The sequence below is a fragment of the Agromyces sp. Y182 genome (genome assembly GCF_059445385.1).
The window spans coordinates 573,598-587,554 of record NZ_JCAIUF010000001.1 but is presented as its reverse complement, the minus strand read 5'-3'; the positions used below and the strand labels follow the sequence as shown (position 1 = coordinate 587,554).

Annotated in this window: 11 protein-coding genes, 1 tRNA gene and 1 other RNA gene; 7 read left to right on the top strand and 6 right to left on the bottom strand. The window is 69.2% G+C overall.

What is annotated here, in order from left to right; genetic code table 11:
• Positions 1–183: 183 nt before the first annotated feature.
• From AC1C2R_RS02665 to AC1C2R_RS02655, 3 genes are all read left to right on the top strand, one after another.
• The gene (locus AC1C2R_RS02665; RefSeq protein WP_495378852.1) at positions 184–639 is read left to right on the top strand and encodes an SRPBCC domain-containing protein; all 456 of its coding nucleotides are present in this window, start codon (positions 184–186) and stop codon (positions 637–639) included.
• A 143-nt stretch (positions 640–782) separates the two neighbouring features.
• The gene (locus AC1C2R_RS02660) at positions 783–2,753 is read left to right on the top strand and encodes a helicase HerA-like domain-containing protein (RefSeq protein ID WP_495378851.1); all 1,971 of its coding nucleotides are present in this window, start codon (positions 783–785) and stop codon (positions 2,751–2,753) included.
• 45 nt (positions 2,754–2,798) lie between these two features.
• Complete coding sequence (locus tag AC1C2R_RS02655) at positions 2,799–3,425, top strand: GNAT family N-acetyltransferase (RefSeq protein ID WP_495378850.1); 627 nt, start codon at positions 2,799–2,801, stop codon at positions 3,423–3,425.
• On the opposite strand, the gene AC1C2R_RS02650 is transcribed toward AC1C2R_RS02655, so the two are convergent.
• The 6 genes from AC1C2R_RS02650 to AC1C2R_RS02625 form a co-directional block, all read right to left on the bottom strand.
• Positions 3,415–4,023 (bottom strand): hypothetical protein, encoded by a 609-nt coding sequence (locus AC1C2R_RS02650; RefSeq protein WP_495378849.1) that lies wholly within the window; start codon positions 4,021–4,023, stop codon positions 3,415–3,417. The two genes, AC1C2R_RS02655 and AC1C2R_RS02650, sit on opposite strands and share 11 nt — an antisense overlap.
• A 233-nt stretch (positions 4,024–4,256) precedes the next feature.
• A tRNA-Ser gene (locus tag AC1C2R_RS02645) sits at positions 4,257–4,344 on the bottom strand.
• Positions 4,343–4,439: signal recognition particle sRNA small type (gene ffs / locus AC1C2R_RS02640), an RNA gene on the bottom strand. The genes AC1C2R_RS02645 and ffs overlap by 2 nt, the downstream gene beginning before the upstream one ends.
• 274 nt (positions 4,440–4,713) lie before the next feature.
• Positions 4,714–5,673 (bottom strand): NAD-dependent epimerase/dehydratase family protein, encoded by a 960-nt coding sequence (locus AC1C2R_RS02635; protein ID WP_495350994.1) that lies wholly within the window; start codon positions 5,671–5,673, stop codon positions 4,714–4,716.
• A complete protein-coding gene (locus AC1C2R_RS02630; RefSeq protein WP_495378848.1) occupies positions 5,670–6,659 on the bottom strand; it encodes a bile acid:sodium symporter family protein in 990 nt (329 codons plus the stop codon). Before AC1C2R_RS02630 ends, AC1C2R_RS02635 begins: the two co-directional genes overlap by 4 nt.
• Positions 6,656–8,107, bottom strand: coding sequence for a flavin-containing monooxygenase (locus AC1C2R_RS02625; protein WP_495378847.1), 1,452 nt, complete (start codon positions 8,105–8,107; stop codon positions 6,656–6,658). The genes AC1C2R_RS02630 and AC1C2R_RS02625 overlap by 4 nt, the downstream gene beginning before the upstream one ends.
• Positions 8,108–8,284: 177 nt before the next feature.
• Here AC1C2R_RS02625 and pta point away from each other — a divergent pair, with 177 nt between their 5' ends.
• The 4 genes from pta (at position 8,285) to AC1C2R_RS02605 (ending at position 13,798) form a co-directional block, all read left to right on the top strand.
• Positions 8,285–10,477 carry a phosphate acetyltransferase gene (gene pta / locus AC1C2R_RS02620; protein ID WP_495378846.1) on the top strand — a complete coding sequence of 731 codons (2,193 nt, stop codon included), beginning with the start codon at positions 8,285–8,287 and terminating at the stop codon, positions 10,475–10,477.
• Entirely contained in the window at positions 10,474–11,685 is a 1,212-nt protein-coding gene (locus tag AC1C2R_RS02615; protein ID WP_495378845.1) for an acetate/propionate family kinase, read from the top strand. The genes pta and AC1C2R_RS02615 overlap by 4 nt, the downstream gene beginning before the upstream one ends.
• A gap of 230 nt (positions 11,686–11,915) precedes the next feature.
• Entirely contained in the window at positions 11,916–12,494 is a 579-nt protein-coding gene (locus AC1C2R_RS02610; RefSeq protein WP_495350989.1) for a helix-turn-helix domain-containing protein, read from the top strand.
• On the top strand, positions 12,491–13,798 hold the full coding sequence (locus AC1C2R_RS02605) for an MFS transporter (protein ID WP_495378844.1): 1,308 nt from the start codon (positions 12,491–12,493) through the stop codon (positions 13,796–13,798). Before AC1C2R_RS02610 ends, AC1C2R_RS02605 begins: the two co-directional genes overlap by 4 nt.
• The last annotated feature ends 159 nt before the right edge of the window (positions 13,799–13,957 follow it).

Sequence of the window (13,957 nt, the reverse complement as noted above, 5' to 3'; positions counted from 1 at the left end):
GGCCAGCGCCACCGACGCGGCCGCCTGAACCTGGGCCCACGGCGGCCGGTTCCGGCGCGTCGGGAAGCGGCATGACGGCTGTGCCGCTGGGGAGCGAAGGGTCGCGTTTGTGCAAGACGCGGGCACCGGGGCATCCGTACCGTCGATCTCGTACCCACTGCTGATCAACATGAGGAGACTCGCATGCCCGACTTCGAGATGACCACCTACATCGCCGCCGACCCGCAGCGCGTCTGGGACGCGATCACGGGCGAAGAGGGCAGCCGCGCCGTCATGTGGGGGTCGGTGCTTCGCGGCGAACTCACGCCTGGCGCCCGATACGAGTACGTCGGGCCGGGGCAGGACGGCGACGAGACCGTTCACGTCTACGGCGAAGTGCTCGCGGCCGAGCCCGGCCGCGAGCTGCAGCTCTCGGAGCACCCCGGACCCACCTACCGTGAGAACCACGCCGAGCTCCGCAGTCGCATGACCTGGCGACTCGAACCGGCCGGGGAGGAACTCACCAAGCTCACCTTCACGAACGACGAGTGGAGTGACGGCCACCCGTCCGAGGCGGAGGCCTCCGGCACATGGCCGCTCCTGCTCTCGAGCGTCAAATCGTGGATCGAGACGGGACGTGCCCTGCCGTTCCCGTCGTGACGCGTTCTGCGTGAACACGCGGTCGCCTCCGAATCACCGTGACGGCGTTTCGCCGCGCCACGTGCCGTATGAAGCGTCGTTGCGGCACAAAGGGTCGTTGCGGCGCAGAGGTGGCCGGGACGACCCCTCGCTAGGATCGCCACATGGCCGACGACGCGGTGAAGCAAGCTCAGGAGGCGGCCGTCGCAGCGGCCGAGGCAGCGAAGGCCCTGCAGGTGCAGGCGGCCGAAGCGATCAAGAAGGCCGAAGAGGCCGCGGCGCTCGCGCAGGCGGCAGCCGAGGCGGCGATGACGGATGCTGCGGCTGCGGCAACACCGCCCGCTGAGCCCGTCGAAGTGACGGATGCCGCGGCTGCGGCAACACCGCCCGCTGAGCCCGTCGAAGCGACGAGTGCACCCACGACCCCCGCGCTCGCCCCTTCGACGGGCTCGGGGAACGGGAGCGCTACCGCGGCATCCGCGGGCCCGCTCGACCAGACGCACATCGACGCGATCCGCGCCGGGTACGCCTTCGAGGGCGCCGCGCTCGAGATGGGCGCGCTCGTCAACGGCGAGGCGCTGCCCGACGTGCCGGTGCGCATCCCGCTCGCGATGACGAACCGCCACGGGCTCGTCGCCGGCGCGACGGGAACCGGCAAGACCCGCACCCTGCAGGTGCTCGCCGAGCAGCTCTCGAGCAACGGCGTCGCCGTCTTCGCAGCCGATATCAAGGGTGACCTCTCGGGCGTCGCGACGCCGGGCGACGGCAACGAGAAGCTCCTGAAGCGCACGGCCGGCATCGGGCAGGAATGGACCGCCGCGAGCTTCCCGACCGAGTTCTACTCGCTTGGCGGCGTCGGCCGAGGCGTGCCGATCCGGGCGACGATCTCGGGCTTCGGGCCGCTGCTGCTTTCGAAGGCGCTCGGTCTGAACGAGACTCAGGAGTCGAGCCTCGGTCTCGTCTTCCACTACGCGAACAACAGCAATCTCGCCCTGCTCGACCTCGAAGACCTGCGGGCCGTGCTCGCCTATCTCATCAGCGACGAGGGCAAGCCCGAACTCGAGGGCCTCGGCGGACTGTCGAAAGCGACCGTCGGGGTGATCCTCCGCGAACTCATCACGTTCGCCGACCAGGGCGCCGACGTCTTCTTCGGGGAACCCGAGATCGACACGGCCGAGTTCCTGCGCGTGGCATCCGATGGTCGCGGCATCATCAGCCTGCTCGAGGTGCCGGGAGTCGCCGACAAGCCCGCGCTCTACTCGACCTTTCTCATGTGGCTGCTCGCCGACCTCTTCACCGACCTGCCAGAGGTCGGCGACCTCGACCAGCCGAAGCTCGTGTTCTTCTTCGACGAGGCGCACTTGCTCTTCACGGACGCGTCGAAGGACTTCCTCGCCCAGATCACGCAGACCGTGCGTCTCATCCGCTCGAAAGGCGTCGGCGTCTTCTTCGTCACACAGACCCCGAAAGACGTGCCCGCCGACGTGCTCGCACAGCTCGGCTCGCGGGTGCAGCACCAGTTGCGCGCGTTCACGCCCGACGATTCGAAGGCGCTGCGGGCGACCGTCTCGACCTACCCGAAGTCGGGCTACGACCTCGAAGAGGCGCTCACCCAACTCGGCACGGGCGAGGCGATCGTCACGGTCATGAACGAGAAGGGCGCTCCTTCTCCCGTGGCATGGACGAGACTGCGCGCACCGCAGGCATCCATGTCGCCGTCACCGGATGCCGCGATCGACGCCGCCGTGGCCGCATCGCCGCTGCTCGCGAAGTACGGCACCGGCATCGATCGCGAGTCGGCGCACGAGATCCTCACGAAGAAGCTCGCGGATGCCGCGGCGAAGGTCGATGCCGAAGAGGCCGCCGCCGCGAAGGCCAAGGCCGATGCGGAGTACGAGAAGATGCAGGCGAAGATCGCTGCGGATGCCGCGAAGGCCGACAAGTTGGCGCAGGCCGAGTACGACCGGCTCATGAAGCAGACCTCGGGGAGCTCGCGGTCGAGGTCGAGGTCGAGGTCGCGCTCGTCGCAGTCGAAAGAGCGGTCCGCGCTCGAGCAGGTGCTGGGCTCGAGGGCCACGCAGAACGTGCTGACCACGGTGATCACGGGCATCTTCGGCATGGCCAAGCGCCGCTGACCGTCGATCGCGCGACCAAGCACCCGGATGCGGGAGGATGGTCGGGTGCCTGTGATCCGACCATACGACCCCGCCGACCGCGATCAGGTCGCCCGCGTCTGCCTGCTCACCGCAGCCGGCGGCGGCGACGCGACGGGGGACTACTCCGACGACACGCTCATGCCCGAGGTCTTCGCCCTGCCGTACGTCGATTTCGCGCCCGAGTTCGCGTTCGTCGTGGCCGATGGTGCGCGCGTCCTCGGTTACGTCATCGGCGTGCCCGACACTGCGGCGTTCGTGGAGTGGTGGAGACGCGAGTGGTCACCGGGCTTCACCGCGCGGCATCCGTCACCAGGCGCAGCCACTGGTCGCAACCCGGCGTTCACCGAGGCGCAACTCGTCGAAGCCGGTGCGTCGCCCGAGCGAATGCTCATCGCCGAGCTCGACGAGTTTCCCGCTCATCTGCACATCGATCTGGTGCCCGAAGTGCAGGGCCAGGGCTTCGGCCGACGCCTCATCGACACGCTTCGGGCAGCGCTCGCGGAGCACGGCGCACCCGGCGTACACCTCGGCGTCGCTGCCTCGAACACGGGCGCGCGGGCGTTCTACGATCGACTCGGTTTCCACGAGCTGCTCTCGAGCCGGCCGCGTTCACCGCTGCTCGGCATCTCGACGGCTGTCGTCAGTGACTGAGCGAACGCCGCTCGAACCAGTAGAGCAAGCGCGGGTTCGCCTCGCGCAGCTCGGAGAGGGTCATCGGCTCGGCGCCGACGGTCTCCTCCACGCCGAGCACTTCGGCGACCTGGTCCATGGCCGGCTCGTCCCAGAAACGGCCGCGCATGCGGAACGCGCCTCGTCCGGTGCGTTCGACCACGAAGAGCTCCTGCGTGGTGTCGAGGCTGTTCGCACGGTACAGCTGCACACGCAGCACACCGGCAACGTCGCGTGAGGCGACCGTCGAGACCCCACCGAAGAAGCCGCGTTCGACGATGCCGTACTTGCTGATCGAAGCACGAGCGCGTCGGTAGCCGGTCCAGGCGACGAGGATCAGCAGTACGACGACGGCAGCGGTCGCGACGACGATGGGCCACGTCTCGCCGGCGTCCATGAGCCAGAGTTCAGCTGCCAGCAATGGAACCGCGAGTGCCGCGACGGGCAGACCGATGCTCCATCCGAGCGTGCGACGGGGCCTCAGGGTTTGAACCCTGAGGCCGTCGCCCCCCAGTGTCGCCGCTCCGATGGAGGAGCCCCGTGCGTCCCCACTCCTCGTTTCCATCGCTGCTGCTGACATCTCTCACATCATGGGGGAGTGCGCCGATCTTCGCTATTCCGCATTAATGAGGACACGGGCGGAATTGCGGCGAGCGTGCGTGTTGCAGGAACACGAAAGGCCGCGGTCAACGGGCCATTCGAGCCTCATCGCCGGGTGCTGTGCGTGCACCCGGCGTTGTGTGTTGCTGGCGGAGGATGGGGATTCGAACCCCATCGCCGGGTGCTGTGCGTGCACCCGGCGTTGTGTGTTGCTGGCGGAGGATGGGGGATTCGAACCCCCGAGGGCTTGCACCCAACACGCTTTCCAAGCGTGCGCCATAGGCCACTAGGCGAATCCTCCCGGGGACTCCTCACGCACCCGCCAGAGCCTGGTTACCCTTGCTGCGTTTCCGCCCTGGGGGAGTTGGCCTGGATGGCGCCACGTGAGGAGCCGGAGATAGTCTACCCGAGCGCGAGTGGCGCCTCTGACCGCGGCGCGTTCAGCGAGCGGATGCCTCGGCGACGCGTCGCTTGCCGAGGCTCGCGCGTGTGCAGAACTCCGGAGATTCGGCGCGCCATGCGGCGAGAGTGGATGCCACGGGCGGCGTGTCGAGCGACGCATCCGGAGTTGTGCACATCGCTGAGCGGCGCGTCGACCGATCGCACCGTCTGGACGACCGCGGGCCTCGATTCGGCGCCGGCACGCTCCTCGACCGGTCAAACGCCGCGCCTACTCGGTTGCGGTGCGCGCCCCACGGGCAGCGAGGTAGGCATCGAACGCCTCACGGCTCGTCTTCGCCGGCGTGTAGCCGAGCTCGGACTTGAGGCGTGAGTTGTCGAGCACCGGGCGGTACTGCAAGAATCCGACGCGCTCGGGTCCGTGCACCGTCAGCTTGAGGGCATGCCCGACGCGCAGCGCGAACGTGAGCACGGCCGGCCGCAGCGTGAAGGTGCGCTTGCCGACGGCATCAGCGATCTCCGAGACGGTCACGCGTCCGTCGCCGGCCACGTTGAACGCACCGGTCACGTCGCCGGTCGCGCCGCGCACGATCGCGCTGACGACGTCGTCGACCCAGACGAAGACGAAGGGGCTCTCCGAGCCTCGGATCGCGAGGATGCGCGGGCCGTCCCACAGCGCGGTGATCTGGTTCGCCACGGTCGGCCCGAGAATCGTTCCGATGCGCAGCACCACCTGTCCGACCTCGGGGTGCGCGACGCGATACCCCGAGAGCATCTCCTCGACGAGCCGCTTGTGCCGCGAGTAGCTGAACTCCTCGTTACCGCGGATCGCATCGGTCTCGACGAGCCACTCGGGGTTGTCGGCGTGGTATCCGTACGCAGCGCCCGACGACGAGACGACGATGCGCGGCACCCCGAATGCCACGGCGGCGTCGAGCACGTTGCGGGTGCCCTCCACGTCGACGCGGTACTCGAGCTCCTCGCTCTGACCGCCGGGGTTCACGATCGCGGCGAGGTGCACGATCGTGTCGATGCGGTGCCGGCCGACGATCGCGGCAACGGCGCCGACATCCGTGACATCGCATGGCTCGATGACGACCCCGGCGGGCACGGATGCCGGTGTCCGCACGTCGGCGGACACGACGACGTCGACGTCGGGATGCCGGGCGAGCGCCCGAACCGCGTTCGACCCGAGGAACCCGGCACCGCCGGTGACCAGCACGCGCCTCATGCGCCGAGCTCCGCTTCGGTCGTGCCGGCGTCGGTACCGTGGGCGACGACCGGTGGGCCGCCCGACGAGCGAGCCGCTGCCGCGGCATCCGCTCGCTTCGAATGTCTGCCCCAGAGTGTCGCGACCGTGAGGCCGGCGATGATGTCCCAGATGCCCCACCAGCCGGCGACGATCGCCATGCCGCCGAGTCCGCCGAAGAACGCGAAGACGAGGCCGAGTCCGAGGCCCGCGTTGCGGATGCCGACCTCGAAGGTGATCGCCTTGCGATCACGCACGCCGAGGCCGCCGATGCGGGCGCTCGCGTAGCCGAGGCCGAGCGCGACGGCGTCGTGCAGGAAGACGGCGAGCAGCACGACGCCGATGAACGCCATGAAGATCGCCCAGTTGCCGATGAGCGCGGCCGCGATGAAGCCGACGAGCCCGATGAGGCTCACCCAGCGCGCGTACGGCTGCACCTTCGCCGCGAAGCGAGGCCAGCGGGCGCGGATCAGGAGCCCGGCGAAGAAGGGCAGCCCGATGATGAGGAAGATCTCGGAGAGCATCTGCCAGCCGTCGAGGCTCACGGCCCGCACGAGTTCGCCCGCGGTCGGGTGGAGGCCGCCCCAGAACGACAGGCTCACCGGCAGCAGGAAGATGTAGACGACGTTCGACACCGCGGTCATCGACACCGAGAGTGCCACGTTGCCACCAGAGCGGTAGGTGAGCACTTGCGAGATGTTGCCGGGTGGGCAGCACGCCACGAGGATCATGCCGAGCGCGATCGACCCCTGCACGTTCAGCAGCAGGGTGAGCCCGAACGTGACCGCGGGCAGCAGGATGATCTGCGCTGCGAGCGCGACGATCATCGCCTTCGGCGCTTTCGCGACCGCCTTGAAGTCGGATGGCGCGGTGTCGAGCGCGATGCCGAACATGATGAGTCCGAGCACCACGTTCAGGGCGATGAGCGAGCCCGGGGCGAAGTTGAGGACGACCTCGTCGATGTTCATGCGCGACCGCCGTCGTCGGAGCTCGCCGAGCCTGTCGGGTTCGTCGAGCTCGTCGACCCCCTCGACCCGGCCGAGCCCGTCGACGCGAGTCCGGCGGAGATGATGCCGCGCGCGAACGCCGGCGGCAACGAGCCCAGCATGCGCCGCAGAGTGCGCCGGTAGGCGTCTTTGTTGACGTAGTACGACATGCGGTCGAGGCCGAGGTAGTGGTAACCGCCGGTGAGGTCGGGCCACGGGGCATCCGCTCGCGCACGGAACCGCGCAGCGTCGTCGGGCGCATCGGCGACTGCGGCCAAGTAGGCGGCGATGAGTTCGGCCTGCTCGTAGCGGCCCTGCCAGCCGATGCCCGACGCCTCGATCATGCCGAGCACGAAGAGGCCGTTGAACGACGGCGGGAAGATGTTGAGGAAGAGCGACGGCGAGGCGGTCGTCCAATTGAGGTGCGCTCGCTCGACGAAGGGGTAGTCGAGTGTGTAACCGGTGGCGAGCATGATGACGTCGTACTCGCCCGAGGTGCCGTCCATGAAGTGCACCGTGTGTCCGTCGAACCGGTCGATGTCGGGCATCACCCGCAGGTCGTCCTGCCCGAGGTGGTTCAACACCATCGTGTTCACGATCGGGTGCGACTCGTAGATCTTGTAGTCGGGCTTCGGGAAGCCGAACCGCACGGGGTCGCCCGTGAACGCCTTCAGCACGCGGGCGTCGATGAACTGCTTGATGCGGGCCGGCAGGGGCCGGCCCTGGTTCAGGGTGTCCGACGGCCGGCCGAAGAGGTACCGGGGCACGAAGTAGTACCCGCGGCGCACACTGAGGTCGACGGATGCCGCGTGGTGCACCGCATCGACCGCGATGTCGCACCCGGAGTTGCCGGCGCCGATGACGAGCACCCGCTTGCCCTCGAAGACCTTCGCCGACTTGTATGCGCTCGTGTGCATGACCTGGCCCGCGAACTCGCCCGCGAAGTCGGGCACGTTGGGCTCGGCGAGCGTGCCGTTGGCGAGGATCACGCCCGAGTAGTCGCCGGTGATCGTCTCGCCGTCGGCGGTGACCGCGGTGACGCGCCACAAGGGTGCGCTGTCGGATGCGTGTCCGCCGGATCCGTGCCCGGCGGATCCGGGCACCGGAGAGACATCCGTCACCCTCGTTTCGAACCGGAAGTACTTGCGAAGGCCGTACGCGTCGGCGTAGGCGCGGAAGTACTCGAGCAGTTCGCGGTGGCTCGGGTAGTCGGCGTTCGAAGCCATCGGGAACTCGGCGAACTCGGTCGTCGTGCGGCTCGAGATCAGGTGCGCCGACTCGTACATGGTGCTGCGCGGATTGTCGATGTTCCAGAGGCCCCCGACGTCGGGACCGGCCTCGAAACCGTCGAAGGGGATGCCGGCGACAGCGAGTGCTCGGGCACCGGCGAGGCCGGATGGGCCCGCTCCGATGAGGGCGATGGGGTTCACGGATGCTCCTGGAAGGGGAGTACGCGCCGATGGGGGAGTCGGCGCGGCACGGCGATGTGCCCGATCAGCATAAGCGAACACTGCTCGGGTTTTGCCACCAGCACCCGGCCGACGACTCGGGCCGACAGTGGGCGGATTCCCAGACCTCGGCCGTGCCCCGCCCAATAGGCTGGAGTGGTGGCGCACCGCATCTACATCTGCTCGGCTGAAGGCAACACCGGCAAGTCCACCGTTGCGCTCGGCGCACTCGACACCCTGACCCGGCGGGCGACCCGTGTCGGCGTCTTCCGGCCGATCGCGCGATCGACCGCGGAACGCGATTACGTGCTCGAACTGCTGCTCGCCCACGAGGGCGTCGTGCCGATTCCCTATGACGACGCCGTGGGGGTGCGCTACGACGATGTGCACGCCGACCCCGAAGGGGCGCTCGCGACGATCGTCTCCCGCTTCAAGGCCGTCGAAGACCGCTGCGACGCCGTCGTCATCATCGGCTCGGACTTCACGGATGTCGGCAGCCCCACCGAGCTCGCCTACAACGCGCGCATCGCGGCGAACCTCGGTGCGCCCGTGCTGCTCGTGCTCGGCGGTCGGGTCGGCCAAGGCCAGGGGCGCAGCCGCACCGAGCGGCTCGGCTACTCCGACGCCCGTAGCCCGCAAGAGCTCGCCCAGCTGACCGAACTCGCCGTCGAAGAGCTCGAGCGCGAACACGCGACCCTGCTCGGCATCGTCGCCAACCGTGCCGACCCCGAGCGGCTGCAAGAGATCGTCGAGGCCGTGACCGCCGCGGCCGGACCGAACGGGGTGGCCGCGAGCGGCGGTGCCGTCAGCCTCGTGGCATCCCATCGGCAGGCTCAGGGCGGCGCCGTCGCCGTCTGGGCCATTCCCGAAGACCCCTACCTCGTCGCACCCTCGATGCTCGCGATCATGACCGCGGTCGACGGTACCTTGCACGCCGGAGACCCCGAGCTGCTGAACCGCGAGGCGCTCGGCGTCATCATCGGGGCCATGTCGATGGAGAACGTGCTGACCCGCCTCACCGAGGGCGCGGTCGTCGTGGTGCCGGGCGACCGCAGCGAAGTGCTGCTCGGAGTGCTCACGGCGCACGCGAGCGCGACCTTCCCGTCGTTGTCGGGCATCGTGCTGAACGGCGGGTTCCCGATCGCCGAGCAGGTCGACCGGCTCGTCGACGGGCTGAAGGCCGGGCTGCCGATCATCCGTACCGAGCTCTCGAGCTACGACACGGCACTCGCGATCACGCACACCCGCGGGCGGCTCGCCGCCGATTCCCAGCGCAAGCGCGACACTGCGCTCGCGCTCTTCGAGAAGCACGTCGACGGTCGGGCGCTGCTCGACCTGCTCGACGTCGCCCGGCCCGAGGTCGTCACGCCGCTCATGTTCGAGTACGACCTGCTCGAGCGGGCCAGGCAGACGCGCAAGCGCATCGTGCTGCCAGAGGGCTACGACGATCGGGTGCTGCGCGCCGCGGCGACGCTGCTCGCGCGTGACGTCGCCGACCTCGTCATCCTGGGTGAAGAGATCGAGGTGCGTTCGCGCGCGATCGGCCTCGGCCTCGACATCGCGGCGGCCGAGGTGCTCTCCAACCACGATTTCGTGCACGTCAGCCGCTTCGCCCTGGAGTATCAGCGACGTCGCGCGCACAAGGGCGTGACGCTCGAGCAGGCTCGCGAGACCGTGCAAGACGTGTCGTACTTCGGCACGATGATGGTCGAGTTGGGACTCGCCGACGGCATGGTCTCGGGCGCAGCGCACACGACGGCGCACACGATCCGCCCGTCGTTCGAGGTGATCAAGACGAAGCCTGGCGTCGAGGTCGTCTCGAGCGTGTTCCTGATGGCGCTCGCCGACCGGGTGCTCGTCTACGGCGACTGCGCGATCGTGCCCGACCCCACCGCCGAGCAGCTCGCCGACATCGCGATCTCCTCGGCCGAGACCGCGTCGCAGTTCGGCATCGAGCCGCGCATCGCGATGCTCTCGTACTCGACGGGCGAGTCGGGCTCTGGCGCCGACGTCGACAAGGTGCGGCGGGCCACCGAGCTCGTGCGCGAGCGGGCGCCGCAGCTCGCGGTCGAGGGGCCGATCCAGTACGACGCCGCGGCCGACGCAGCGGTGGCGCGCACGAAGCTGCCCGAGTCGGATGTCGCCGGGCGCGCGACGGTGTTCATCTTCCCCGACCTCAACACGGGCAACAACACGTACAAGGCGGTGCAGCGCTCGTCGGGCGCCGTGGCGATCGGGCCCGTGCTGCAGGGGCTCCGCAAGCCGATCAACGACCTCTCGCGCGGTGCCCTCGTGCAAGACATCGTCAACACCGTGGCGATCACGGCGATCCAGGCGGCGGATGCCTCGTGAGCATCGTGCTCGTCGTCAACTCGGGTTCTTCGTCGCTGAAGTACCAGCTCATCGACGTCGAGACGTCGCAGACCCTCGCGAGCGGGCTCGTCGAGCGCATCGGCCGTGGTGTCGGCCACGCCCGGCACCACAACGAGGGACGTGAGCACGACGGCCTCGACGTCGATTGGGATGGGGCCGTCGAAGTGCCCGATCACGAGGCCGCGTTCGCGGTGATGCTCGAGGCGTTCGCGACGCACGGGCCGTCGCTCGAGTCGAACGTGCCGATCGCCGTCGGGCACCGAGTGGTGCAGGGCGGAGCGCGATTCTTCGAACCGACGGTGATCACCGATCTCGTGAAGATCAACATCGACGAGCTCTCGACGCTCGCCCCGCTGCACAACCCGGCGAACCTCGAGGGCATCGAGGCGGCCCAGCTCGCGTTCCCCGACGTGCCGCACGTCGCGGTGTTCGACACGGCGTTCCACCAGACGATGCCGCCTGCCGCGTACACCTACGCGATCGACCGGGAGCTCGCGGCGAAGCACCGCATCCGTCGCTACGGATTCCACGGCACCTCGCACCGATTCGTCTCGCGGGCGGCGGCGGAGTTCCTGGGCCGCCCGGTGGAAGAGCTGCGCATGATCGTGCTGCACCTCGGCAACGGGGCATCCGCTTGCGCGATCGCCGAAGGCCGTTCGGTCGAGACGAGCATGGGTATGACCCCGCTCGAGGGGCTCGTGATGGGTACACGCTCGGGCGATATCGACCCAGCCGTACTCCTGCACCTTCAGCGCCGCGCCGGGCTCGACGCCGACGGCCTCGATCGCCTGCTGAACTCGCGGAGCGGCATCCTCGGCCTGAGCGGGCACGCCGACATGCGCGACCTCGTCGCCGCGCAGGCGGCGGGCGACGAAGCGGCGACGCTCGCCCTCGACGTCTACGCGCACCGCGTCCGCTCCTATGTCGGCGCGTATGCCGCACAACTCGGCCGTGTCGATGCGATCGTCTTCACCGCCGGCGTCGGCGAGAACGCACCCGAGGTGCGCGGACTCACACTCGCCGGGCTCGAGGTGTTCGGCGTCGAGCTCGATGCCGAACGCAACCAGGCCCGGGGGAGTGAGGCGCGGCGCATCTCGACGGATGCCTCGAAGACCGCCGTGCTCGTGGTGCCCACGAACGAAGAGCTCGAGATCGCGCGCCAGACACTGGAGCTCGTCGGCACCTGAGCTCGTCGGAACCTGAGCTCGCCGACCCCTGAGCTCGGCCCGCAGCCGCATCTTCCTCATCGAGAGTGCGCTCGATGTCGCCAATCGGGCGACAGAACGACATCAAGCGCACTCTCGACGGCGAAGGGCGATGTGAGGGCGAAGGGCGATGGGCGATGGCGGGGGGCCGACACGGCGTCGAATCCACAAGAAGTGTTGTGCAAGAAGTCTTGTAAGTCTAGGCTGGCCCCATGAACGACCCCCGGGAGACCATCGACCTGCACGACGCGGGCGCCATGCGGGCGCTCGCGCACCCGATGCGCCTGCGCATCCTCGGCCTGCTGCGCGTCGAGGGGCCGAGCACGGTCGGAGCGCTCGCCGAACGCACCGGCGAGGCGCCCGGCTCGGCGAGTTACCACGTCGCGACGCTCGCCAAGCACGGCTTCATCGTCGAAGCCCCCGAACTCGCCCGCGACAAGCGCGAACGCTGGTGGCGGGCCGCGCACCTGATCACGAGCTGGCGCACTGAAGAGTTCCTCGGCGATCCCGAGCGCCACGCGGCATCCGATGCGATGCGCCGCGCGGTGCTCGAGTCCTACCATCGGGAGCTGCTCGACGCCATCGACGCCGAAGCCGAGCTCGAGCCCGAGTGGGTCGCCGCCTCCGACTCCAGCGACGGTGCGGCACGCCTCACGATCGACGAGTTCCGCGAATTGAACGCCGAACTCGACGGCGTGCGAGAGAAGTGGTGGGGCGTCGGCCGAGAGCCGCGCCCCGGCACCAGGGCCGTGCGTTGGATGACCCACACCTTCCCGAGGCCCGAGCGATGACCAACGACTCGGCGCTCGAGACGGCGCTCGACACGTCGACGACGACGGATGCCCCGCGCCGCCGCATCCCGCTGTTCGCCCTGTTCGCCTCTCAACTCTTCTCGCTCTCGGGCAATGCGATCGCCCTCATCGCGATCCCGATCATCGCCCTCACCGAAACGGGCTCCCCGCTCGCCGCCGGCGTCGCCGGCGTGTTCGCGACCGTGCCGCTCATCATCGGCGGCGCGCTCGGGGGAGTGCTCGTCGACCGGTTCGGCTACCGCACCTCGTCGATCGTCGCCGACGTCGCGAGTGGCGTCACCGTGCTCGCGATCCCGGTGCTCGCCGCGACCGTCGGCCTGCACTTCGGCGTGCTGCTCGCCCTCGTCTTCCTCGGCGGGCTGCTCGACGCGCCCGGCGACACCGCGAAGACCGTGCTCATGCCCGATCTCGCCGCCCTCGCCCGCATCCCGCTCCCGCGGGCCGCGGGAGCGCAATCAACGGTGCAGCGCACGGCGACGATGATCGGCGCCGGCATCGCGGGCGCGCTCGTCGCGATCGCCGGTCCGATGCCGGCGCTCCTCGTCGATGCCGCCGGGTTCGCGGTGTCGGCCGTGCTCGTCGTGCTCTTCGTGCCGCGCCGTGCCGCGGCATCCCTTCGACAGGCTCAGGACGGCGCCGTCGATGATGCCGATGCGCCCGTGCGCGGCGGATTCGTCGCCGGCATCCGCTTCATCGCCCGCTCGCCGCTCTTGCGCTCGATCGTGCTCCTCGTGACGCTCACGAACGCGATCGATGCAGCGGGCATGACCGTGCTGAAGCCCGTCTACGCCACCGAAGTGCTCGGCGACCCGGCGATGCTGGGCTTCATGGTCGGATGCTTCGCCGCCGGCGCCCTCACCGGCTCGGCGATCTTCGCGGCCGTCGGGCACCGCTATTCGGGGCGAGTGGTCTTCGCCCTGTGCTTCGTGCTCGCCGGCACGCCGCCGTACCTCGCGATGGCGTTCGGTGCGCCGGTGCCGGTGCTGCTGCCCGTACTCGCGGTGTCGGGCCTCGCCGCCGGTGCGCTCAATCCGATGATGTCGACGGCGATGTACGGGCTCGTGTCCGACGGCATGCGCGCTCGCGTCTTCGGCGCGGTGACCGCGGGGGTCGTCGCCTCCATGCCGCTCGGCGCGTTCCTCGGCGGACTCGCCGTCGAGCAGGTCGGGCTCGTGCCGACGGTGCTCGTCGCTGCGATCGTCTATCTCGTGCTCGCCTCGAGCCCGCTGTACCTCCGCTCGTTCGCCGGGCTCGCCGCGGCGCGCACCGGCGCCGACTCCTGAAACGAGGCATCGCCATTCGGGTTGCCCCCTACCGGGGTACGGGGGCGAAATGGCTCACCCGTGTGATGCGCAGAGCCCAAGCCGCTCCGTAGTCTCACAGCACGGTCGGCAATGATCGTGGAAGCACACGCATCCGAAGCGTTCGTCTGAAGTCTCATT

Coding starts and splice junctions, on each gene's coding strand:
- AC1C2R_RS02665 (WP_495378852.1), top strand. CDS start 184: ATGCCCGACTTCGAGATGACCACCTACATCGCCGCCGACCCGCAGCGC.
- AC1C2R_RS02660 (WP_495378851.1), top strand. CDS start 783: ATGGCCGACGACGCGGTGAAGCAAGCTCAGGAGGCGGCCGTCGCAGCG.
- AC1C2R_RS02650 (WP_495378849.1), bottom strand. CDS start 4,023: ATGTCAGCAGCAGCGATGGAAACGAGGAGTGGGGACGCACGGGGCTCC.
- AC1C2R_RS02635 (WP_495350994.1), bottom strand. CDS start 5,673: ATGAGGCGCGTGCTGGTCACCGGCGGTGCCGGGTTCCTCGGGTCGAAC.
- AC1C2R_RS02630 (WP_495378848.1), bottom strand. CDS start 6,659: ATGAACATCGACGAGGTCGTCCTCAACTTCGCCCCGGGCTCGCTCATC.
- AC1C2R_RS02610 (WP_495350989.1), top strand. CDS start 11,916: ATGAACGACCCCCGGGAGACCATCGACCTGCACGACGCGGGCGCCATG.
- AC1C2R_RS02605 (WP_495378844.1), top strand. CDS start 12,491: ATGACCAACGACTCGGCGCTCGAGACGGCGCTCGACACGTCGACGACG.